Here is a 22,156-nt window from a genome sequence, read left to right on the forward strand (position 1 = left end):
AGCAGACGTAATTGCTGACAGGGCGAAGAATTACTGGAAATTATGATTTACCAAGGAAAGGAGATTGAAGTTTTATCAAAGAAATCAGTTTTCGGTAAGTTAATTTCCGAAATAAAGATTTTATCAACTGGTGAAATTAAATCAGTTCCAGATTCAGAAATATCTGATGAAAAGAAACTCCCAACAGAAGCGGAGATCACATTCAAGGCGATAGCGGCTAAGATTAAAAGTGAGATATATAAACAAGGAATGATTGCTCCAATTGAAAGCAATATTATTCCTTTGCCCCATCAGATCTTGGCTTTAGAAAAAGTTATGTCAGGCCAATTTCTTCGCTTCCTTATAGCAGATGAAGTTGGTATGGGCAAAACGATTGAAACTGGATTGGTTTTAAAAGAACTTAAGCTTCGTGGAATTGTTAAGCGCACTTTAATAATAGTTCCAAAGTCAGCAATGGGCCAATGGCAACAGGAGATGAAGAAACACTTCAATGAGCTGTTCCATATTTACGACACTGATTACATCAATACAGTTAGCCGTGCATTTGCACGTATTGAAGCAGATAACGAGATCAATCTTTTTGCTCAACACAACCAGATCATTGTATCAATGGATGCCCTTAAACCTTTGGAAACTCGACAGGGCTGGAGTAAACAGAAGGTAGATGAATATAATCGCTTTAGAATTCAAAATGTTCTGGAAGCTGATTTCGACCTCCTAGTAATTGATGAATGCCATAAGGTTGGCGGTAGCACTACTCAGGTTGGTCGTTTCCAGATGGCTGATGTGTTGTGTAACGCAATTCCTAATGTTTTACTACTTTCTGCAACTCCCCACCGAGGGAAAAGTGATCACTTTAGAAGAATTCTGCAGCTTCTTAACGCAGATGCTTTTGCAGGTGAAGGAATGCCATCTATCCCTGAATTAGAACCATATGTAATTAGAACTGAGAAACGGCAAGCAATCGACTATAATGGTAATGCTCTGTTTAATAAAAGACATACCCAAAAGATTGAAGTAATTTATGATCCAGTAAAACATAAGAAACAACAAAAGCTTTACGAGGCTGTCACAGAATATGTAGTAACTGGATTCAATCTTGCTCAACAAACTAAAAATACATCGTATGGATTTGTAATGCTACTTTTCCAGCGTATGATGAGTAGTTCCACTCAATCCATTTTGGATGCTATGCAGCGGAGAGCTGAAAGGCTTTCAGGTGAACGGCAAGAAGTAAATAAGGAAAATATTATTAACAACCTGGATGGGTATGGCTTCGAGGGGCAGTTGGAAATGGATTTTGAGCAAAAGATTTTTTCCTTAGTTGAAGAAGCTCAAGCGAATTACGACACAGAGTTAAACATATTGCAAGGTTTAATTCGGGATGCAAAGGATTGCTTAGACACTGAAACTGATGCCAAAGTAGATTTCTTATTTAATAAACTCACAGAATTAAAAAGAAAAGAACAAAACCCCGATCTAAAGTTTCTGATTTTTACTGAGTTTACTAGTACCCAATTTATGCTCAAAACTCTATTAGAACAGAAAGGTGGATATCTATGTGAAGCCATTAATGGTTCTATGGATTTTGATCAACGTGTTAATGCTCTGAAGAATTTCAAAGATGGTGCACAAATTTTGATTTGTACTGATGCGGCAGGCGAGTCTTTAAATATGCAGTTTGCACATGTGGTAGTTAACTTCGATATGCCTTGGAATCCGATGGTTTTAGAGCAAAGGATAGGTCGGGTTGATCGAATCGGGCAAAAACACGAAGTGCTGGCATTAAATATGATGCTTGATAATTCGGTTGATAAGCGTGTATATGAAGTGATTGAAACCAAGCTTTCTCAGATTATGAATGAACTTGGTATTGATAAAACTTCAGATGTTTTAGATAGCACTCTGGAAAGGGAACAAATAAGTCGCTTATACCTAACATCTTTATTGAATCCGTCAAAATTTGATCAAGAAAGCAAAAATTGGTTAGATGAAATTAAGAATAAACTTAAAGAGTATAAAAGCACTGAAGGAGCACTACCTACCTTAGCATCGAAAGATATTAAAGCTGAAAAGGTAGAAGCAATTAAACATAGTCCGCTTCCAAATTGGTTAGAATTCTTAACTAAAAACTATCTTAAAACGAAAGGTATAGCCTATCAGAATGTATTGGACGGAATCAAATTTAAGCTTCCTGGATATAAGGAGAATATTTACACTTTCAATATTAAAGAGAGTGTAAACAACCCCATACCAGAGCCCATCTCTTTTCAGCACGAAATTATTCAGAACATTTTAAAGGATGCAATACCATTTACCGAATCTCAGCAAATTCCCATTATAAAAATTAGGCAAGGTAGTTCATCTCCAGGTCAATGGTCATTATGGCATCTCGAGGTTAAAAACCAGTTTGAAACCATTCAAATCATACAACCTATTTTTATCTCATTAGATGGGGAAAGGTTCTCTGCATTTGCTCAGAATGTGTGGGATAAAATGATTCAAGAAAATGATTATTTAGAATGTTTAGGAGTAATGTCAGCAGATGAATCCAAAACATTGCTTAACCAGGTATCATTAAAAGCAGAAGAACTTTTACAGCCAAAATTCGAAGAATTCGAACAAGCTATAATTCATAATACTGCCACGATTAACCTTAATAAAGAAAAGTCATTTACTTTTCAGGAACAGCAAATTAATAGGATAGGTATTGAAAATATCAGACAAGCAAGGCTGAATCGACTACTCAAAGAAAAGGAACTCTGGGATTCTACTTTCGAGTCAGCAAAACAAGTTGTTCCTTCGCTTACATGTTTGTTAGTATTAAATGTTACAAATGAGTAACTGGATTGACAAATTTAAGAAGCTTGTTATTCCAAGCCATAAGAAGCATATCTTAATTGCTGATATTGATAACTTATTTGAATACGAAGAACTAGGCCATGCCTTTGAAAGTGATGGTTATACGATTCAAATTGCTAAAACTGATCTTGAAGGCCGCTTGCAATTTGAATTGTTTAATCGTGATACTGAAAAACTTTTGCTTGTAGTTCCTGTATCCTATTACCCATTACCTGATATCGAGATGCAAGTTCATTATCAGGCTATAGGTTTGTACCAGTTATTCCCAAATTTAGATTCAAAGGCAATTAAGGGGCTCAGCTACAATGCCCTCTGTCTATTGTCTAAAATTAAGGTATATGAAAAATTAGGGTATGAGAAAACGGTACATTTTTTATTAGAGAACCTATATAATATTGATTTTAGTACCTTAATCTCGGGGAACGCTAAAGAAAAGGTATTAAATGCGCTAATATCTGTAATGCTAGAAAAGAATGGGGTTAACCTCCAACTGAAGCAATTCTTATCTGATTTTGCAAAACCATACTTCCCTTCTTTGGTTGAAAAAAGCCTAAATAAAGCAAATCTGATTGATTTTATTCAAGAACAATGGGATGGCTTTGTAAATTATGGAGATTCAATCCTTAATTTTAAAGATTCAACACTTACAAAAAGCATTGGATTTTTATTTGCATTTGGATATTTACAGCCAATAAAAGTAACAGATGAAAGGTATGAAGACTTCTACAGACCTTTCAAGATCGGCCTTTATGTGGATAATCAAGAATCTAATGATAATGAGCTAGTTGGATTGATAGAGTATCTTGGCCAGGAGGTTGAAGTAATTGAAGATGTCGCTGATCAATGGTTTAATATCATTCAAGTTCTTAGTAAAGCAAAGCTAAAGTATCTTCAAACAAATAATTTCCAGTTAAAAGATAATTACTCGCAAATTGAAGACCAGGTCAATGAAAGATTTCAACGGTTTATAGAAAATACTTACAATAGCCAATTTTCCTTAACTGGAATTAGAAAGCCAATTGTAGTATCTAGAATTTTAGAACATTTAAAAGCATCTCCTACGAAAAGAAAAGCCCTGATTGTTATTGATGGGATGAATTATTGGCAATGGAGTCTTTTAGGATGCGCATTATCTAGTATTGGGCTTGAATTTTCACCAAATGCCTCCTTAGCCTTTATACCTACTATTACTGCCTGGTCACGCCAAGCTATTTTTAAAGGAGACAAACCAGATCTTGAAGCCGATAATTCAAAAGAGAAATCATTATTTTACGATTTCTGGATGAAAAATGGCTTATCATCTTATCAAATAGATTTTAAAAGAATTGGCGTAAATGATCCTTTTGATATAAGCAGTATCGCTGAGGATATCAAAATACTTGGTATGGTTTGCAATGATTTGGATAATATCATGCATGGTGCAGTTTTGGGCGATGACCAATTGAAAGCATCAACAATTCAATGGATAGAAAAGTCTAAAATAGTTGATATTATCTCAGAGCTGAAAAGAAAAGGTTTTCACGTTTTCATAACTTCTGACCATGGTAATATTGAAGCATATGGATTAAAGAATCTTACCTTAAAAGAAAAAGTAGGGGCATTAGGTAGGAGCAAAAGGCATTTATATTTTACGAACGAAATCTTATTGAATAATTTTGTTGAGCAGAATGCAAATGTCACTATTGGTAAAAAAGGGCTATCGCTCTATTTAAAGAATAAAGAAGCATTCACCACTGAAAATAATAAAGTAATAACTCATGGTGGCTCCCATATATGGGAAGTGATCGTACCTTTTATAAGTATTGATGAATAATAAGGGGAAATATATTGGTTTAAACCAACGGATTCCATTTGAAGTATTGGATTTAGCAATCCAGAATTATTTGGATAGTGATGTTGTCGATAAAAGTAAGATACTTCAACATATGCTAATCTTTACATCAGGAGTAAATCGGGCAAATAAGGCTTCAAATTATGTAGTACAAATCTTGAGTCGCCAAGAAAGTTTATTGAAAAAAATTAAAAAATCACTTAAACAATCAACTTTTGAATCCCTTAGTAACGCTGATAGAAAAGCACTTTCCTTAAGCCTTATTAGCCTAACTTACCCAATTACTTATGATCTTTTGGTAGCCCTAGCTCAAGGATTTAAGGTTCAAACCCAAATAAACAAGAAATTCATAAATGAGAAGGTAATGGCAATTTATGGTAGTAACAGAACGGTTGATATTGCAATTGATGCCCTACTTCCTATGCTTATTGAATTGTCTACCATTAAAAGGGATAAAGTAAGTATCTATTCCTTGGCAAACAGATTGGCTATAACAAATAAGTTTATCCAGGAATTAATCATCTATACTGATATTAAATTATCTAGTACAAAGTCAATTTTAGTTGATGATTTAGGATACAGGCCATGGTTTACCTACTTTGACCTCCCTCAAACTAACAACTATCAATATCTGGTTTCGAAAAAGGATAGTGCAGTTGGTAGAGGTTATTTAACATTATAAAATTAAATTTAGCTTGGTTGTCAACTTGCTTAGCACTAAATGAATAATTATTCTTGAACAGCTATTTTGAATGGCTGCGAAGGAACTTGTTAAGTTGGCTTGTATTTCCCTTGCCAATAATTTTATCAGTTCCTTTTTCATGTATATAGTAACCAGTTACTTCTTTTGGCTTATGAAGGTCATACACAGTATAAACACTATACTTTTCTGTTTCTGTGTAGAATCTAGCCTGATTCCAATAAATCATCTCATTTATGTCATCAATGGTGTATATAGGTAATGGCATATTCTATATTAGTCTAATTGTTTTGATTTCTAATATCCTTCCATCAATCTTAAATTTAAAACTAGTTGATGTGTTTTCAATAATCTCTGAGTTACCATAATGTAATTGACTATGATGATTAGCACAGACAGTGATTAAGTTATTAATGCTTAAAACACCTTTCTTTAATGTTGATATAGGTTCAACATGGTGGGTTTCAATATATGGATTACCATTAGGCTTTTTGAAAGAAAATGGAGGTAATCCCATCGCTTCACATATCAAACATTTATAACCTGCAAGCTTTTTAACTTTATTAGCTATTGCCCCACGTTCAATATAGTTAGAAATTCGTGTTTTTACATTGGGAGTTTGTTTGTTCATTAACTTCTCCAACTCTGTTATTCCATCTACCGTATCAGCGGTACTATCTCCCACTACCTGATAAAAATCCTGTAATTCAAATACTTCATTTGAAGTTTGGACTAATAAAGGGAATTTCTGAACAAATAATTTAAGCTTTTTATTGGTAGGGTTTAATTGAAGTGCTTTGATAACCAAATTGTGGACATTATCAGAATTTAGATAATTAAACCCTTGCTGGGAAATTAACTTGTCAGTTGGAAGAAAGGCTTCCTTTTTAACAATATCATTATCTATAACAATTGGTTTTTCAAAATAAATAATATCTTCAGGTAAAGCCTGAATATTACCGCTGTCGTATTTCTTATATATGGAATGATCAGCTGTTCTTTCGAACCAATCACCAAAATAAGGAAATCCATAAAAGCCGACTATTGACTTCCTGTTACCATTAGCGTAATCGCTACTTAAAAGAAAAATAATTTCAACATGTTTTGATTTTTCTATATCAGGTGGTCTATTCAACATTGGGGTATATCCAATAAAATAACCATTAGCTTCAGCTGGGTATATTTCATGTCCAAAGTTTAAGCTCTCATGCATATAGGATTTATCTTTAACATACCCATACTTAGATGCTTTTAAATCCTGGATTGTTGGTTCATTAGCCCATTTGTTGCTATTCCACGACATTGAGGCAAGAATACCATAGTTTTCTATAATTGGGTTATCAGTTTTCATAGTCTAGTTAGTTCGGCTTTTTAATATCACATTTCTTTGAAAACATTCCAAGTAATGCAGTTTAAAATGCCACCTTCATTCGCAATATCATTACTTTTTATTGCCGCAATGGTAGTTCCTGAAAACATATTTTCGAATTGATTTATAACCAAGTCATCTTCGTTCATTTCGAAAATTGGCAGGATAATACTATCCTTCATTTGAAGATAATTGATGTAAATCCCATTAGCCTGAATGTACTTCCTATTCCGATATGGATTATAAGGGATTTCGATGCACTCAAGCCCAGCATTATGCAATGCCATTCGGAATGTTAGTTGAAAATCTGGCTTTTCGCGGGATAAGTCATTAATCAGAACAGTTTTCTCGTCAAGAAATCGAACCATACCATCCGCGTGACCAATTTTATCCTGTGGATGGGTTGGGATAAAAATAACCTGTTCTACTTCTAGAATCTTTCTGATAGCTTTTATTAACTGCTTTTCTGGAATTTCTGGATTTTCTATAAATATCTTATCGCTTAAGATTACTTTATTAGTTGATCGGACGATATTTCCACCATCAATTTTAATGTCTGATTTCAAAGGTTTTACGCCAATACTATTGCAGATTGCGTCAACATCTGATATGGTTCTAAGCCATTTTTTACTTTGCAGATAATCAGGGTTGTAGGTAAACTGAACAAACTTATTCTGTTCAATCTGAATTGGCATGTAATCTCTCGCCCATATATCTTTAGTTTGAGGCAGTAAACCAAAACTTATATTGAGTTTAAAGCATAATTGCTTTAACTGATGAAAGAAATCGGTGTATTTCTTCGGTAGGCTATCTGGTAAGTATAAAAAATTGGTTTGATTATCGGTTATCATTGCAGTAGCCGATTTTGCCAAATCAATTTAAACTGTTCACCGACTTTTAAAAATTCATCATAGCTAAAAGTATCAGTTTTAGCGTTATTACACCAGTAACAGCAAAGTACGATATTACTTAGGTCATAGGTTAAGTTTGGATCTTTGCGATCATATTCGAGCCTTCTTCCTCTTGTAGCAAGACGCTTAGTTGTTAGCTTACCATTATCTACCATTTCTGCAATCTGAGTTTCAGTTATATGGCAATAGTGGCATTTCCTTTCGAGTTTTTCATACCATTTATAGAAATCTTCAAAAACTGGTGTAAATTTCTTCCTTGACCACACTACTCTGATTTTAGCTATATGTTCTCTTTCTGCTCTCAGAGTTTCATACCAAGTTGTTAGGGTAGCTCTAGGAACACCTAATTCTTTTGAAATGTGGTCATATTTATGACCGCAGATAAGGTGCAGGCGTAAAAAATCTTTCTGTTGCTCAGCTACTACGGTAGATGGAGGTTCAATAGTAAAACTTGGAGCATTTCCTTGGTAGATGATTTTGATAAGATCTACGATGAATACAAACAGTTTTTTCTTTACAATATCCCTAGCCATTTCTTCGATGGCAGAACCGTCAAAATATTTTTTACATAAATCCACCTCAATTTGGCTCATACCCATTTCAGGCAGCCAGCTTGCATCACCGTTATAATATTTTTCAAAAAGGCTTAGCAATAATCTGTAAAGATGCGTGTAGTAATACGGATAGGTTCTTTCTTCTTCCGAATCTCTTTTCTCAAGTTTCTTTATAATGTTACTGTTTTCGAAATCTATCTTGAAGTATTTCGATTGCCGTTTATATGTAAGTGGATTATTCTCGTTTGTAAATGGGTTACCATACTTATATTTAGCATATGTTTCTGCCAAGTTTTGTAAACTGAATTCTAGTGGAGGTTCAACTTCATTCAACAAGTACTCGCGTAATTCGTCATGTGAATTGAATATGGTCTGGTCGGTAAAGATAGAATTACCCTTAGAACGTGTGAGTATAGCTCCATTAATTTCCTTAGTTCCATAAGTAGGTTCGGATCGGAATTGACCTATGGCTCTGAACTTTAAGATTACTGCGTCCACACCGTTTACAGCAAGCTGTAAATGAGATTTAGGACATTCCCAGAAGTCATCTCTGTTCAACAGAAGTGTAACATCTTCATTATTTAACTGACATTCTGGACAGTAGCCATCATTAAGGAGAGTTTCCATCTTATATTAATTAAGCAGCCAATGAAAGATTAATATCATTTAATTTAACAGGATCTTTTATATTTGGAATATAACCGACCACGCGGTTATAATGATACTCCATTAAAGCTTTAACCTCTGTTTCAAACCCACTAGGAAAGATAATAGAATCGTGTATATGATTAAAGAATGTATCAGGATATTTATGGTATAACTCCCTTAAAACTCCATCAATATTAATCTGGGCTTCGATTTCTTGCATCTCCAAACTTAATTTTTCATAACCGCTTTTCTTTTTTTCTTCAATCGCCTGTGCAACTATTGGGAAGTTTTCGCAAAAGACTTTCCATTCTTGGGTTCTGATGCAATTCTTGTGTTCATCATAGAAAATTCTCCCAAACATTCGCTGTTTAAATATTTTATCACAGTCAGCAGAATTCAATAATGATTTCATATGAGAATAAAACTTACCATTACTCACTAAATCTATATACATCTGAGTGGTGTGATCTACAAAATAACATTGAGAATCGATAAAATCTAAAATAAGTTTGACCAATACAAATGGCTGCGAATTCGAAACATCAAGGGAAACTAACTCAATGTTTGGATTTTCTTCTAAATACAAGTATGGTCTCAGATCTGATGCCATATTTGTTAAATTTGTATGTACACGGTTCTGAGGTAATGGTCTTATTGCAGATTGTTCTTTATTATTAACACGATTAATAGAGGCTATTCTGCTACTTATAGAAGTTTTAAATGATATTACGTCTTTCAACAATCTCTTTAAGGAACGTAGATGTGGGGAGAGTTTTTTCTTCTTTAGATTATTTTTTTCCTTATTAAATTCTAAAACAGATTTTATTTTTTCCCAATCTTTAGATTCAATATTTGGTCTTATATCAACAAAAGATCTGCCATGAGCGGTAAAACTGGTTAGAGATAATTGATTAGGGTATCTATCAAGCAGAACAAGACTATCAGCTTCAGATTTCCGAATTACAGAATCTAACGAATCATCAAATCTAATATTAAGCATCTGTAAGCTGTTTTCAATCTGAACAGTAATATTATCTAGTTCACTAAAATTTTTAGCTCTATTAATTCTGAGTTTGTTTTCAAACTTCTCATTGATCAATATATCCTGGTAAAAACATGTATTTAGATAGAATTCTTTCTTAAATCTATATCCTCTACATTTTCCAATATTCTTTCTATTCTTATCAAAGAAATAAGTACCATCATGCTCTATATAATATTTATTTAGAAACCGCATTATTGAATAGTAATAACGTCTGCCAAATAATTCTTCGAACTTCTGATTCGAAATGGGGATGTAATCTTCACATAACTTTAGTTTTTTAACTATAGTCATAAAATAAATGTAGTGTAATAGGTACTTGTACTTATCTAGATGGGTATCTAAATAATTAATTAATTTGTTTTTACTTTTCTTCTGTTCATCTATTTCATTCCAGTAGTATTCTGTCACTTTCTCTTTTAAATCATCATTTGCTGAATAGATGTGGATTGGTTTACGATTATCTAATAACATTAACTTAGCTCATTTTCTTTATTTATAAATAATCAGGTATTTCCTGATTCATGTATTTTATTAAGAAAATGAGTTAAGTTTTCTTTTAAATTATTAAATATATTTTATTAGTATAATTTCTGTTATCACTACCTCTATACTGTATCTTATATTCCGTACACTTTTGATATTAATTCACTCAATATTTTTTTATATAAAATATTTTATTGGTTATCAGGTAGTTGTGCGTTTGTGGCAAAATTTAACCTTGTAAATTTGGTTTACATTGTAAACTTTTCTATCTTTGTAATATGATTTAAAAACAGGCTATGACAATCTATAAAATAGATACAGAAAAAGTAACAACACAAGCAAAATATGCTCAGTTAAAAGGAGTAACCAGGCAGGCTGTGAAGAAATGGATAGAGAATGGTACAGTTGAAACTTTAAAGATACCTGAACTTGGTTTAGAGCTTGTTGTAATGGGCAGTGAACCAGAAGAAGTAGTAAATAAGAGAAGGGAAAAAATAAATAAGCTGTTAATGCTTCTAGATCAGGAAGAACAAAAAGCATCTTCTCAAAAAGAAAATGAAAAAGAATAGCACGGCTATTTTTTTTGCCTAAATAGTTTACAAAGTAAACTCAGTTTGAATTTTAAACCTTAAAAACTATATATTATGATCATTAACAAAGTATTTAACGAAGATGCTATGGTAACCATGTCCAAATTGCCTCAGCAAGTAGATTTAGTATTGACTTCTCCACCCTATAATACCAGTAGGGTAAATACTAAGAACTTGTATAATCGCAGGTATTCCAAGTTTGTGGATTGCATGAGTGATTCAAACTACATTAAATGGACAATTGAAATCTTTAAAGGTTATGAAAAGATATTGAAACCTAATGGTGTCATTCTTTATAACTTATCATATTCTGCTGAAAAGCCATCTCTTATGCATCAAGTTGTGGCAGCTATTATTGAAAAAACAGATTTTATGATAGCGGATACTATTGTTTGGAAAAAAACTGGGGGTGTTTTCCCCTGCGTAGTTTCACCCAATAAGCTAACAAGAGTTACAGAAACTATTTATGTATTCTGCAGGAAAAATGAATTAAAGACCTTTAAAACAAATAAGCGTGTCACTTCATTAAGGGAAACAGGGCAGAAAAATTATGCAAACATTACAAATTTTATTGAAGCTGCAAATAATGATGGTGCAACTGATTTAAACAAAGCAACCTTTTCAAGCGATCTTGTAGGTAAACTAATAGATATTTATGCACCAGATAAGTTTTCTGTAATTTATGACAGTTTCATTGGTACTGGAACTACAGCCCGTGCAGCTATGAAAAAAGATATGTGCTTTATAGGAAGTGAAATAGATCCAGATCAAGTAGCATACTTTCACACCTATCTTGAAAGTATACCTAAACTCGAAAGAAGAAATTATAAGATCCGTCTCCTTTTACATGAATTCCCTGAATAGGGAGGTTATCTAGAGGAAACTTTATTTCGATTAGTAATAAAAATTAAAATTGTCTCATTAATTACATATTTAAAATTGTTTTAGGATTAACAAGTAATATAAAGAGAAATAGATGCAATTACATTCAAAAAATTTACGGCAACAATTTGTTCAATACTCAAAACTGAATCTGGATCGAATAGGTACGGATTTCGGAATTGATTTAAGCTTCAATGAAAAAACTGATTTGACAGAAGCAGGCTTAATGCATGAGATTATTATTGAAACAACAATAACAGATAACAAGAATGAAAATTTACAAGATAAGCTAGATAGCTTGATTTTAAAACTTGGAGATAAATTTGATTTTGTAGGTTGTGACGGACTTCTTAAATATGTTGATGGAGAGGATTATACAATTATAGTAGTATGCCTTAATATCATTGAACATTTAAAAAGGGAAAGACTGCGAAAAATTGCCAATATTGATTAATTAAATAATTAAATATAAATTGGTTCTTATTGGGCTGTATTAATTTGAATTCATGTTCTACTCAGACTTAACATATGAATAAAGAGTAGGCTTTGAAATACCCATCATTCCGCAGATTTGATCAATTGAATGCTCCTTTGAATGATAAAGTTTTACTGCTAGCTTTCTTTTATCCTCATTTAATCCTTTAGGTCTACCACCAACTCTCCCTCGCGCTCTGGCTGCAGACAGACCAGCTTGGGTACGTTCTTGGATCAAGTTACGTTCGAATTCTGCCATAGCAGCGAAAATGTGAAAAACAAGTTTACCTGTTGCAGTTGATGTGTCTATGCTTTCTTGAAGACTTTTTAGAGCGATTCCCTCTTTTTCAAAATAGTACATCCATTCAATTAAATCTTTTAAGGATCTTCCTAATCTATCAAGTCGCCATACTACCAATGTGTCGCCTTTCCTAAGAATTTCTTTAAGTTTTGAAAGTGCTGGTCTCTCAGCTACTGTTCCGCTTATTTTGTCTGAAAAAATTTTTTCACATCCTGCTTGGGTTAAAGCATCGTGCTGCAAATCCACATTTTGAAGTTGAGTTGATATTCTGGAATAACCGATCAGCATAAGAATTAAATTTAGTAAAGAAACTCGTTAAGCGAATATAATATTTTAATTTGAATATTTAACTAAGTTTCTTTACTTTTTATTGTGCCAATCTGATGAAATTAGGCAGTTCTGGATCTGGGGATCATTAGTAAAGAAAAGATTCGTTTATTTAACAATGCTTCTTATCTACTTTTTTTTGTCTTACCTTAACACAACAATAACCAGAAGGAGTTTTTGGTATGAGAGCTAAGGATTCCGATATTATCTACTTTGATATTATCTACTGCGCCTTGTAAAGTATGATTCTAAATTAAAATTAGCATTTTCACCATGAGTGCAAATGGCTCAGGAAGCTTTTTTGTTTTGTTTACGATCCAGGCAAGAAAACTAGAGATATTTCAAATTTCAATGATTTAAACGGATATAGGTCAAAGGGCGATCATAGTTTCCAGGTTGAAGTTATTGTTAAAAATTAAGTTTAAATAACAGGTGCATTTAGTAAAAAAAGTTTTACAGGTTGAAATATGGAGTTTTTAGAATTAAGTGAGTCAATTTTCCAAAAATGGGTAAATAAGGATTTTAAAGGATATGATAGCTACATGTTAAAATATTTTCAATTAGATTATTGTCCAGAGCCATATCTATTACTGAAAGGTAAAGTTGATTCTTATAACTCTAAAACTTTATACTTTTTAACCACAAATCCTGGAAGGGGAGAAGATTATCAGCACATTAACTCAGTTAATAAAGATGTTCTATCAAGCGAATTAACTTATAAAGAAAACTCAAAAATGCTTTCCTCTATTTATTTAAAATCTATTAATAATGTAAAAGGGAAAATTAATAAGAAAGCAAGTGACCGAATTAAGGATATGTTAAAAATTGGTGAAGACTTTGATAATATAATTCAGATAGAGACATTTCCTTTGCATAGTGAAAGCCTTCCAATAAACCATAAGTTGAAAATTGTAAATAATTATAATAATAAATCCAAATTTACTTTTACATATTTAGAATCTTTAAAAAGTTATTTATTAGATAAGAATGTGATTGCAATATCATCTTGGAATGATGAATGGTTCAACTTTCAAAAAGGTATAATAATGTTACCTGAAAGTGCTAAAGAAGCAACCCTTTGTACTAAAATGGGGCAACCAACTGGGAAATTTGTTAATGGCTTCCTTAATTCTAATATTAAAGGATTAACTAAGATTCAAGGAAATAATAACCTTCCAGCAGAATCAGGTAAAAATATAATTTTAAAGGAGTTAACAAAATTGAAAGGTGAATTTTCTTAGAATTGTAAAGATGTTCGAAATGCATTTTAGCAAGTAATTCAGGGACTGTACTAAAGCTTATAAAGCGATGACAACAATTAATTCTTTCGTTCGGCACATTAATTTTACCCAAATTGATGGCATAAGATTTAAGAAACTTGGAGATTTTGGGGAACAATTGGCATATGGAATTTTGGAGAACAACGGATTTTATGAAATTGTTGATTTGAATAAAGGAAAAAATAATTTTCCATTTGCTGATTTTTGCGGTAAAAGAAATGGAATCAAGTATTTAATTAGTGTTAAGTCTAGGAATAAATACGAAAACAGTGGAAGGCTAAACTCTAGATATAAATTAGGTAATTCAGCTACCATACTACAAAAATTAAAAACAGAGAGTAAATTTTTGGAATTTAGGGATTGCGTACCAGCTTGGTTAGCAATATCATTCGAAGAAAAATCATTCGATGCATATTTTGGTACAATTGAACAGCTCAAAAATCACCGTGCAATTCCGATGTCAAAGAAGCAATTAGCTTGTTATGAAATCTTTGCTTTAAATAAAGAGCACGATTTCAAACCAGAAGACTTTATAAATAAATATAATTAATTGGTGGAAAACTTGAATTGACCTTAATTATATTTAGTATCCTACTGGGTTAACTAATGTCTTCATTAAAACCTACATGTGGAGTTTCTTTCTACTAAAATTTCAAAATCTCAGAATTAAATAAGCCACCATAAAAAAGTTTGCTATATAGTTTTAAATTATGCATCTCGTTCCATTTAAAAAAAACAAATTTTCATCCGCATATAATCTAAATATGCTTTTCCATAAAAATAAAACTTATATTATGGACAATCATTTAGCTGCGGGTTGGTGTTGGCTCCAAAGGATTAATATTGATAAACAATACAATCTCTTACATATAGATAGACATTATGATTTGCTTCACAATCACCTTGATTCTTGGGTAGATCTAATCGAAGAAAAAGGTTTGAATTTAAGTGCATATTCAATTGATCAACTGGTTGATTTTAAATCCAAAGAAGTTAACAGTATAAGTGGAGTTCAGTTTCCCTTATTTAGATATGATAATTATATTCCCATCTTAAATAGAATTTACCCAAATTTATTCGCTGAAAGAATTTTTGCAACCCATAAGAATGGTGAGAAATTTGATGAAATAGTGATTAATAAAGAAGTAGAGATTTGGGAATTACCGAATGAACTTGAAAGATTAGTTATAAAACAGTCTAGAAGATGGATTGTTAATTTGGATATTGATTATTTTTTTATTCCTAATGTTAGAAATCAATCCTATCAATTTTTATCTGATGAATATATTATTAGTATTTCAAAGCAATTAAAAAAAGCTATGAAAAATATAGAAGTTTTTACAATAGCTTTAAGTCCTGAATTTTGTGGCAAGAACTGGGATCCAGCTATGAGAGTGTGCAAAATGATTACTGACGCTATGGGGATAGAATTAGATGGTTTATTTGGTAAATCTAAATTCGGTTGATTGCTTTAAATGGATTTATAATTACTGTGATAGTACAAATAAAAGGATTATTTCAACGTCAAATGATTTCATTGTTATGAATTAATAAATAGAAAGTCCTGTATGATAAATGCTAATTCGATAAATTTCCTTAATGAATCCATTTCCAAATTATCAGTTTCAACAAAGCAGAGGTTTGAAAATTTTAGGCAATTTAATTTCCTTTCAATAGACAACTTACTAATTAAAAAGAGGGGAAATTTAGCAGATTTTTATACCGTAGCTAGCGATTTAACAGACGCTTTTCAAAAAATTAGAAGGGTTTCAGATGAACGTAATAGGCTAACAAGTGGCGATTTGAATGTGTTTAATATGTTTGGAGTAGGGGAGACAATGCACTCCTATATTCTTGCTAGCTTTTTAAATCCTCATTCAAATCATGGTCAAAAACATCTTTTCCTAAATGTTTTTCTGGATCTTATAGGAATTAAGCGACATTCAGATAATGAAAATTGGATTGTAACTGCTGAAAAGGGAAGAATTGATGTTCTTCTGAAAAGATCGTATCCACACTCTGTTGTAGTAATTGAGAATAAGTCCAATTATGCAGTTGATCAGTCGCACCAGCTTTACAGATATTGGCACCAAGAAATTTATAGACCTATAAGGGAGCGGCACCTATCTACTGATTATATTCTAAATCCACCATCCGAATATTATCAGCTTATTTATTTAACACCTTCACAAACGAAACTGCCAAGTGATAATAGTTTGATAAAACCAAGTGATTGGCCTAAAGATCTGCCAAGAGTTGTTCCAATGCAACCTCAGTTCCTATTCTTTGGTGATTTCATAGTGAAGTGGCTAGAATGTTCGTTACTGGAAGTACCGAAAGAAAATTTTCGATTACAAGAATATATCTTACAATATCTAGAACTTTGGAAATAACATTAATTTGATGCAAAAAGAACTATTAAACCAAGCAATGGCTGTTTTCGACAGTCCTGAGAAATGGCAAGCATTTTTAGATATGGTGAATCAAAAGGATGCATTGAAATGGCAATATTTTAAAAAAATAAAGCAGCCTTTGTTGAAATATTTTCACGAAAACCCTGTGGAAGGTTGGGTTTGTGAACCGTGGTCAAATAAAGATTACGATTTTAGATGGTATTTAAAAGATTTTGGGCCGAAATCACTTTGTTTGGCAATAGGATGGAGTTTTGAATTTCATCTTCACCTGGAAGATATTGTGGGGTTTGATTCTTTAAAGATTGATGATTTGTTAAAGACAGAATATTCAATGCTTTTAGCAAGTTTCGATAGGGTGGATAGGCAATATGAATCACACACTAAAGCTATGGAATGGAGGAATTATAGCTTCGGAAGTCCATATGATACCTACTTTGATAACAACCACATAGATCACCTGTCATGGTATGCTGGCAATGAAACCCAAAATTTTGTAAATCAAATAGTTGCTAAGGTTGAAAAATTTAGGAAAAGCCAAGAAATTACTCAGATGCTATATGAGTTAAATGAAAAGTCAAGAAAACTAATATCATAATGGCATATTTCATCTATCAAAATTTTCCAAACCAAAGTGTTAAAATCCATAGGGGCGATTGCTGTTTCTGCAATAATGGAATTGGATTACAGCGAAATATTTTAGGTGATGCAAATGGGCGATGGTTTTTGAGCTTAGGTAATGGATATCTGACCTATCAAGTTGCATCGGAAGTTGCTCAGCAATTAGCCCTGCAAATGGGAATTGAATCCCAAGATTGCCTTGTGTGTAATTCTTCGATCCAGCGTTAGTAACTTCATTACAAAAAAAAATATGCCTATTAATGTTATTGATTTATTGGAGACAACTGAATGTGGGCCTGAAGCTTATAATGAAAATGGTGAAAAGCAAGAGGTGTTTCTAAACCAAGGGTCAATCGATGGGGCTTGTGGTCCTTATAGCATTCTTATGGCTCTTTTAAGTATTGGGTTAGTAAATAGAGATGAAGTAACGTCTTTCAATACTGATGGAAGAACAAGACTTGGTAAGTTTTTGAAGAATATAGGTAATGACTATAATACCTTATTTAGAGATGGAACCCATTTGCACGACTTAGAAAAAATCGTAAAAGCATCTTATGGTGGACAACTTTCGATTGAATTTGAAGATTCAAAAAATAAAAAGATAATAAATTTTACGCTTGAACATCTTAAGCAAAACCACCCCACAATCATAGGGCTTAACTATTCAGGAGGTGGCCATTGGATGCTTGCCGTTGGTTTTGAATCAGACGCTAAAGGTCAAATAAATAGATTACTCTTACTTGATCCTTCGGGAAATAAACCAGTAGTATCATCCTGGAACACGATCATTGATTTAAATATTACCAAAGCTGGTATCTATCCATATAAATGGTGGACTGCAGATTATCATATCCAGTTTGACCAAGCGATAGCCTTATGGAATAAAAAAGTTAAGTAGTATCTAAAGGTTTGGATTAGCCTTTAACTATATCAATTAATAAATCAATTAGATCAGGTTTGATATTCTTGTTATCTTTAAAATAAGATTTCAATTGATTAAAATTAGTGAGACTGAGCTTTGATTCTGCAATTTCAAATAGGATAGACTCATTATTTTCTGATTTGGCCTTTTCCAAATCGCCATAGTTTTTTAAATCAAAGGATTTTGAAAAAACACAGTATTGGCCTATTTCAAATTCAACTCCTAGAATTAGGTTGTACTTCCCAGAGGTTAATGTTTTCTGCCGATTTAGGTATTTAATGCTTCCCGAACCTAAAGGATCAAAAGTTATTAATTCATTTTCTATAAAATTATCTTCAATTATTGAGTTTAAACTCTTTTTCCCTTCCAGGTTTGCTGGTTTTTTTAGTATTCCTTTTTGCCCTTCCGAGATTGCTAAAAGCCCTGCCGAAATTTCTTCTAAATAGAGTTCATCTTGTACCTTACTCCATTTTTTCGGAATACAATTTTGTCCATGTAAAGCTCCGATCAATCCACCTGTGAATGCCGCAATACTATCTGTATCACTACCAATACTATTAACAGCTTCATTGATTGCCTCTGTCGGATTGTTATGAAAAATACAAGTAAGATAGATACCAGCTAGAACAGTAGATATTCCTGATCCTTTAGTTGAGTTTTCATAACAACCTAATTGAACCAAAGTGTCTTTGACAGAGATGTTTTTTTGAATAGCAACATATAAATCTCTTAAATATTGCTGGGTTTCATTTAGGGTAGCTGTAAACTCATGTTCAAAATTTTTTCCAAATGAGTTCCATTCTAATTTCCAATCGAGAAAAGATTTCTTGTTCAAAAACGCCAAGTGAAACTTTTGGTGAATGTCTTTTCCTAAATATGCAATAAATGAATTTGGATTAAAATCTTCAGGTCTAAATTGGATAATATGGTTGATAGCAAAACCATACAGTATAGCTCCAATTATTGCTCGTGGGTGACCATGAGTAATGATACTATTAGCAAAAATTTCTTCTTTAATTTTTTCTTCATTCCCTAAATTAGCAAGTGCAATGGGTAAAATTCTCATGGCAGCCCCATTTGCGCCGCTATCCCGATAATCAATAACTGAATCTTTTACTTTAAAGGTGAAGAAGTTTTTATTCCATTTTGCAGATTTTCTTGAAATTTTTATTGCAGCATTTTTTACTGTCCTACCACCACCCCGTGCGTAATGCAACCAATTAGGAAGTTCAACCTTTGAAAAATAGTGTTGATCTACATCTCCATTCTCCTTGATACTCCTTGCAACCGAAAGCATAAGTTGGGTATCATCTGAGTAAGATCCAGCCTTTATGAAATCGGTATATCCTAAAAATCTGCCTCCAACAGTTTTTTGCCAATCGAAAAATCTATCGATTCTTGAGGCATTATATTTCTTCTGAATCGAGTCCTGAGATTTTTCGAACTCTGTTATCCAGCCTAAGGCGTCCCCAATAGCAGCCAATTTAATACTGCCTTTGTATTTAGTTTCTGGCTTCATTAGTTTCTTTGTGATGTAAAAAGAGATTCATCAATAACGAACTTCTCTGTACCAAGATAGCCCAACGCAGCTTTCGCCGAAGCAAGATCCTTTGCATCCTTAAAGCAAACTTCCAAAACATCGTCATACTTGATCATATCCTTCACTAATATTTCAGCTTGGACATCTGTAGGATACTTTGCTTTCAAATTACCTCTGGATGCTATTCTGCTTCCTGAAAAACTGTTTATTGTAAGGTTATCTTGAAATAACTGTTCAAATTTTCTTAAGTCGCCTGATATGCCATATTGCTTTTTAGCGCAATTGGAAGCAGCATTCGTAACTGCAAATAGTGTTTCCTTTTGATAAATGTATTTTGGGTTAATTTTTAGCACGCACCATTGTATATGAGGCTGATCAGAGGTACGTTCCCTAAATTTATTAAAAAGGAAATAATTTGGAAAGGATAGTGAGAGGTTAATGTAATTTTTGTCGTCATACCTTACTTTATCGGTGAATTCGACAAAATCCAAGATATCAGTTTGGTAAATGTCCAGTTGCTCAAGGTAAGCCCTGGAATATAAAAAGCCATTTTCCAGAATGCTAAGAAGGTTTATAGTAGGAGTGAAGTGAACTAAGTATTCAATCCCCTTTGAAGATATTTGCCTTTCGAAATGATCGAAGTCAGTTTTATTATCCATTTGAGTTAAAAAGGAAGGTCATCAGGTTCTTCTTCATAAACTAAGGGCGCAGATAGTCTTGCTTTTGGCTTTGAACCAATTACATCAACAAATTTTTCTGAAATTTCAGCTAAATATCTCGTTGAATCTCCGCTACTTAGTAGATATAGTCTTTCCCTTGCTCGGGTCATTGCAGTATACAAAAGCCTTCTTTCAGTCGATATATGGACTTCATCATCTTCTTCATTGAAACCATTCGGATAGGGTATTACACCTTCATTGCAATCTAATATAAATACTGCTTCAAATTCTAAACCTTTAATTGATGATAATGTACATAGTTTAATGGCATCACTTCCATAGTTTACATCATTATTAAAAACTACTTCAACTGAATGACCTTTTGAGTTTAAAAACTGCTCTATTTCTCTGATCCCATACCTGTTCCTGTGAAGGATGACAATCCCTTTGTATAGCTTTTTAAGATTAGCCAATTCGGTATGTAAGTAGTTCATTTGTTCTTGCCAGTTCGAGAAATAACCTACAACGGGCTTGGTATCTCCCTTTCTTGCAGTTTCGACCTTTGTAAATTCGTCCTTGTCTTGCTCTTTTTCCAGTAAGGAAATAGCTGCTTCTACAATTTTGACAGTACTGCGATAATTTTTTTTAAATTCAATCGTTCTGCCTCCCCGTACATTTATTCCTACTTCACTCCACGTGAATCCACTTTTATAAATTCGCTGAGCAGCATCTGCGATAAGTGAAATACTTTTGGTTTCAGCAGAAACAAGTTTCGATAGCGCAATGATTTGGGCCTTATTTAGGTCCTGTGCTTCATCTATTATAAGGTGTGTAAACGGTGGGACAAATCTTGGATTTTTATCGATTGCCTTTATTGTGAATAAGGCATAATCATCAAAATCTAACATGTCCAAATTGTCGAGTTCTGAGTCATATCCTTGATATATCTTCCAGATCAATTCCTTGTCTTGCTTCGTAACACGGTCATTTGATCCTCGGCCAGTCCTTTTTGCATCTATATATTCTTGAATATTATTAAAGAGCTTTCCTTTAATCCATGAAATTTCTTCTACAAAAAAATCTATATTCTTTTTTGACAGACTGGAGCCAAGTGGAATAACCTTAGATTTAACCTGGTTGATTAAATTAAATTGGGCATCTCCCTTAATTGTGTTAGTTACGTTAGAATATCCATTAGCTTTCAAAAAGTGGTATGCCCAACGGTGAAAATTTGTTACTTCGACATTTAGACCTTTAGGAGATGTTTCTAACAACATATCACTATCTCTCTGGTATCCGCCACCTACGTATGGTCTTAAGGCCATGATATACGAAGCAAGTGTTTTATTATAAGTAAATATTGCCACTTTGGCTGCCTGAAAGAGATTGCTTTGTGTATCAAGTAGGTGTTTAGCTCGGTATAGAGCAACAGTTGTTTTCCCGCTCCCAGCAACACCTTTTATCTGTATAGGCTCTGTAGGAGGTAAGAATAAAACCCTTTTTTGTTCCCCAATTAATGTGATGGCTTTTAACATAACGCTTTATCTAAATATTACGAATGTGGCATTCAACTAATGTTGGTCCGCAATATAAGATTTAACCTATGTATTCCAACCTTTAATGTCGGATTTTGGGTAAATGGAACAATAAGCTATTCTATAGATAGCATTTTGTGAGTAAAGAGTCTTTTGAAAATTTGATAGGATGTATGAAAAGAAAACAAAAAACCCATCTTGTTGTATCAGA

The 22,156-nt window shown here is 32.9% G+C and carries 21 protein-coding genes; 13 read left to right on the plus strand and 8 right to left on the minus strand.

Translation table 11 applies throughout. The features are described 5' to 3' along the window. Positions 1-42: 42 nt before the first annotated feature. From F0P94_RS11735 to F0P94_RS11745, 3 genes are read left to right on the plus strand one after another with little or no spacing between them, the layout of a single operon-like run. Positions 43-2,844: a DEAD/DEAH box helicase gene (locus F0P94_RS11735; protein ID WP_150904085.1), complete on the plus strand. Its 2,802-nt coding sequence runs from the start codon at positions 43-45 to the stop codon at positions 2,842-2,844. Further along, a complete protein-coding gene (pglZ, locus tag F0P94_RS11740; RefSeq protein WP_191907028.1) occupies positions 2,837-4,675 on the plus strand; it encodes a BREX-3 system phosphatase PglZ in 1,839 nt (612 codons plus the stop codon). Before F0P94_RS11735 ends, pglZ begins: the two co-directional genes overlap by 8 nt. Beyond that, positions 4,665-5,375: a hypothetical protein gene (locus F0P94_RS11745; protein ID WP_150904087.1), complete on the plus strand. Its 711-nt coding sequence runs from the start codon at positions 4,665-4,667 to the stop codon at positions 5,373-5,375. Before pglZ ends, F0P94_RS11745 begins: the two co-directional genes overlap by 11 nt. 289 nt (positions 5,376-5,664) lie before the next feature. On the opposite strand, the gene F0P94_RS11750 is transcribed toward F0P94_RS11745, so the two are convergent. From F0P94_RS11750 to F0P94_RS11765, 4 genes are read right to left on the minus strand one after another with little or no spacing between them, the layout of a single operon-like run. Then, positions 5,665-6,744, minus strand: a complete 1,080-nt coding sequence (locus F0P94_RS11750; RefSeq protein ID WP_150904088.1) for an HNH endonuclease — start codon at positions 6,742-6,744, stop codon at positions 5,665-5,667. Between the two features lie 26 nt (positions 6,745-6,770). After that, the gene (locus tag F0P94_RS11755; RefSeq protein WP_191907029.1) at positions 6,771-7,634 is read right to left on the minus strand and encodes an agmatine deiminase family protein; all 864 of its coding nucleotides are present in this window, start codon (positions 7,632-7,634) and stop codon (positions 6,771-6,773) included. Beyond that, entirely contained in the window at positions 7,610-8,854 is a 1,245-nt protein-coding gene (locus F0P94_RS11760; protein WP_150904090.1) for a hypothetical protein, read from the minus strand. The genes F0P94_RS11755 and F0P94_RS11760 overlap by 25 nt, the downstream gene beginning before the upstream one ends. A 10-nt stretch (positions 8,855-8,864) precedes the next feature. Beyond that, a complete protein-coding gene (locus F0P94_RS11765) occupies positions 8,865-10,391 on the minus strand; it encodes a hypothetical protein (RefSeq protein ID WP_150904091.1) in 1,527 nt (508 codons plus the stop codon). A gap of 308 nt (positions 10,392-10,699) precedes the next feature. Here F0P94_RS11765 and F0P94_RS11770 point away from each other — a divergent pair, with 308 nt between their 5' ends. From F0P94_RS11770 to F0P94_RS11780, 3 genes are all read left to right on the plus strand, one after another. Further along, positions 10,700-10,972, plus strand: coding sequence for a hypothetical protein (locus F0P94_RS11770; protein ID WP_150904092.1), 273 nt, complete (start codon positions 10,700-10,702; stop codon positions 10,970-10,972). Between the two features lie 75 nt (positions 10,973-11,047). Next, the gene (locus F0P94_RS11775; RefSeq protein ID WP_150904093.1) at positions 11,048-11,857 is read left to right on the plus strand and encodes a DNA-methyltransferase; all 810 of its coding nucleotides are present in this window, start codon (positions 11,048-11,050) and stop codon (positions 11,855-11,857) included. 112 nt (positions 11,858-11,969) lie between these two features. After that, positions 11,970-12,329, plus strand: coding sequence for a hypothetical protein (locus F0P94_RS11780; protein ID WP_150904094.1), 360 nt, complete (start codon positions 11,970-11,972; stop codon positions 12,327-12,329). Between the two features lie 57 nt (positions 12,330-12,386). Here F0P94_RS11780 and F0P94_RS11785 read toward each other — a convergent pair whose 3' ends face one another. Next, entirely contained in the window at positions 12,387-12,938 is a 552-nt protein-coding gene (locus F0P94_RS11785; protein ID WP_150904095.1) for a recombinase family protein, read from the minus strand. A gap of 506 nt (positions 12,939-13,444) precedes the next feature. Here F0P94_RS11785 and F0P94_RS11790 point away from each other — a divergent pair. The 7 genes from F0P94_RS11790 (at position 13,445) to F0P94_RS11820 (ending at position 18,187) form a co-directional block, all read left to right on the plus strand. After that, positions 13,445-14,218, plus strand: a complete 774-nt coding sequence (locus tag F0P94_RS11790) for a hypothetical protein (RefSeq protein WP_150904096.1) — start codon at positions 13,445-13,447, stop codon at positions 14,216-14,218. Positions 14,219-14,285: 67 nt separating this feature from the next. Continuing rightward, positions 14,286-14,807 carry a hypothetical protein gene (locus F0P94_RS11795; protein ID WP_150904097.1) on the plus strand — a complete coding sequence of 174 codons (522 nt, stop codon included), beginning with the start codon at positions 14,286-14,288 and terminating at the stop codon, positions 14,805-14,807. Between the two features lie 244 nt (positions 14,808-15,051). Further along, positions 15,052-15,723: a hypothetical protein gene (locus tag F0P94_RS11800; RefSeq protein WP_191907030.1), complete on the plus strand. Its 672-nt coding sequence runs from the start codon at positions 15,052-15,054 to the stop codon at positions 15,721-15,723. Between the two features lie 102 nt (positions 15,724-15,825). Further along, on the plus strand, positions 15,826-16,650 hold the full coding sequence (locus F0P94_RS11805) for a PD-(D/E)XK nuclease family protein (protein WP_150904099.1): 825 nt from the start codon (positions 15,826-15,828) through the stop codon (positions 16,648-16,650). Positions 16,651-16,660: 10 nt separating this feature from the next. Next, a complete protein-coding gene (locus F0P94_RS11810) occupies positions 16,661-17,266 on the plus strand; it encodes a hypothetical protein (RefSeq protein ID WP_150904100.1) in 606 nt (201 codons plus the stop codon). Continuing rightward, positions 17,266-17,517, plus strand: coding sequence for a hypothetical protein (locus F0P94_RS11815; protein WP_150904101.1), 252 nt, complete (start codon positions 17,266-17,268; stop codon positions 17,515-17,517). The genes F0P94_RS11810 and F0P94_RS11815 overlap by 1 nt, the downstream gene beginning before the upstream one ends. Before the next feature lie 22 nt (positions 17,518-17,539). Beyond that, the gene (locus tag F0P94_RS11820; RefSeq protein WP_150904102.1) at positions 17,540-18,187 is read left to right on the plus strand and encodes a hypothetical protein; all 648 of its coding nucleotides are present in this window, start codon (positions 17,540-17,542) and stop codon (positions 18,185-18,187) included. Positions 18,188-18,203: 16 nt separating this feature from the next. On the opposite strand, the gene F0P94_RS11825 is transcribed toward F0P94_RS11820, so the two are convergent. Genes F0P94_RS11825 through F0P94_RS11835 form a run of 3 tightly spaced genes read right to left on the minus strand, consistent with a single transcriptional unit; the run spans position 18,204 to position 21,945 of the window. Next, positions 18,204-19,730 carry an ADP-ribosylglycohydrolase family protein gene (locus F0P94_RS11825; RefSeq protein WP_150904103.1) on the minus strand — a complete coding sequence of 509 codons (1,527 nt, stop codon included), beginning with the start codon at positions 19,728-19,730 and terminating at the stop codon, positions 18,204-18,206. Next, the gene (locus F0P94_RS11830; RefSeq protein ID WP_150904104.1) at positions 19,730-20,410 is read right to left on the minus strand and encodes a DarT ssDNA thymidine ADP-ribosyltransferase family protein; all 681 of its coding nucleotides are present in this window, start codon (positions 20,408-20,410) and stop codon (positions 19,730-19,732) included. The genes F0P94_RS11825 and F0P94_RS11830 overlap by 1 nt, the downstream gene beginning before the upstream one ends. A 5-nt stretch (positions 20,411-20,415) precedes the next feature. After that, positions 20,416-21,945, minus strand: a complete 1,530-nt coding sequence (locus F0P94_RS11835) for a 3'-5' exonuclease (RefSeq protein ID WP_150904105.1) — start codon at positions 21,943-21,945, stop codon at positions 20,416-20,418. Positions 21,946-22,156 lie beyond the last annotated feature (211 nt).

This window comes from Adhaeribacter soli (assembly GCF_008727925.1).
GTDB lineage: Bacteria > Bacteroidota > Bacteroidia > Cytophagales > Hymenobacteraceae > Adhaeribacter_A > Adhaeribacter_A soli.

Coding starts and splice junctions, on each gene's coding strand:
- F0P94_RS11810 (WP_150904100.1), top strand. CDS start 16,661: ATGCAAAAAGAACTATTAAACCAAGCAATGGCTGTTTTCGACAGTCCT.
- F0P94_RS11825 (WP_150904103.1), bottom strand. CDS start 19,730: ATGAAGCCAGAAACTAAATACAAAGGCAGTATTAAATTGGCTGCTATT.
- F0P94_RS11765 (WP_150904091.1), bottom strand. CDS start 10,391: ATGTTATTAGATAATCGTAAACCAATCCACATCTATTCAGCAAATGAT.
- F0P94_RS11785 (WP_150904095.1), bottom strand. CDS start 12,938: ATGCTGATCGGTTATTCCAGAATATCAACTCAACTTCAAAATGTGGAT.
- F0P94_RS11830 (WP_150904104.1), bottom strand. CDS start 20,410: ATGGATAATAAAACTGACTTCGATCATTTCGAAAGGCAAATATCTTCA.
- F0P94_RS11835 (WP_150904105.1), bottom strand. CDS start 21,945: ATGTTAAAAGCCATCACATTAATTGGGGAACAAAAAAGGGTTTTATTC.
- F0P94_RS11790 (WP_150904096.1), top strand. CDS start 13,445: ATGGAGTTTTTAGAATTAAGTGAGTCAATTTTCCAAAAATGGGTAAAT.
- F0P94_RS11780 (WP_150904094.1), top strand. CDS start 11,970: ATGCAATTACATTCAAAAAATTTACGGCAACAATTTGTTCAATACTCA.
- F0P94_RS11750 (WP_150904088.1), bottom strand. CDS start 6,744: ATGAAAACTGATAACCCAATTATAGAAAACTATGGTATTCTTGCCTCA.
- F0P94_RS11800 (WP_191907030.1), top strand. CDS start 15,052: ATGGACAATCATTTAGCTGCGGGTTGGTGTTGGCTCCAAAGGATTAAT.
- F0P94_RS11815 (WP_150904101.1), top strand. CDS start 17,266: ATGGCATATTTCATCTATCAAAATTTTCCAAACCAAAGTGTTAAAATC.
- F0P94_RS11805 (WP_150904099.1), top strand. CDS start 15,826: ATGATAAATGCTAATTCGATAAATTTCCTTAATGAATCCATTTCCAAA.
- F0P94_RS11795 (WP_150904097.1), top strand. CDS start 14,286: ATGACAACAATTAATTCTTTCGTTCGGCACATTAATTTTACCCAAATT.
- F0P94_RS11820 (WP_150904102.1), top strand. CDS start 17,540: ATGCCTATTAATGTTATTGATTTATTGGAGACAACTGAATGTGGGCCT.
- pglZ (WP_191907028.1), top strand. CDS start 2,837: ATGAGTAACTGGATTGACAAATTTAAGAAGCTTGTTATTCCAAGCCAT.
- F0P94_RS11775 (WP_150904093.1), top strand. CDS start 11,048: ATGATCATTAACAAAGTATTTAACGAAGATGCTATGGTAACCATGTCC.
- F0P94_RS11735 (WP_150904085.1), top strand. CDS start 43: ATGATTTACCAAGGAAAGGAGATTGAAGTTTTATCAAAGAAATCAGTT.
- F0P94_RS11760 (WP_150904090.1), bottom strand. CDS start 8,854: ATGGAAACTCTCCTTAATGATGGCTACTGTCCAGAATGTCAGTTAAAT.
- F0P94_RS11770 (WP_150904092.1), top strand. CDS start 10,700: ATGACAATCTATAAAATAGATACAGAAAAAGTAACAACACAAGCAAAA.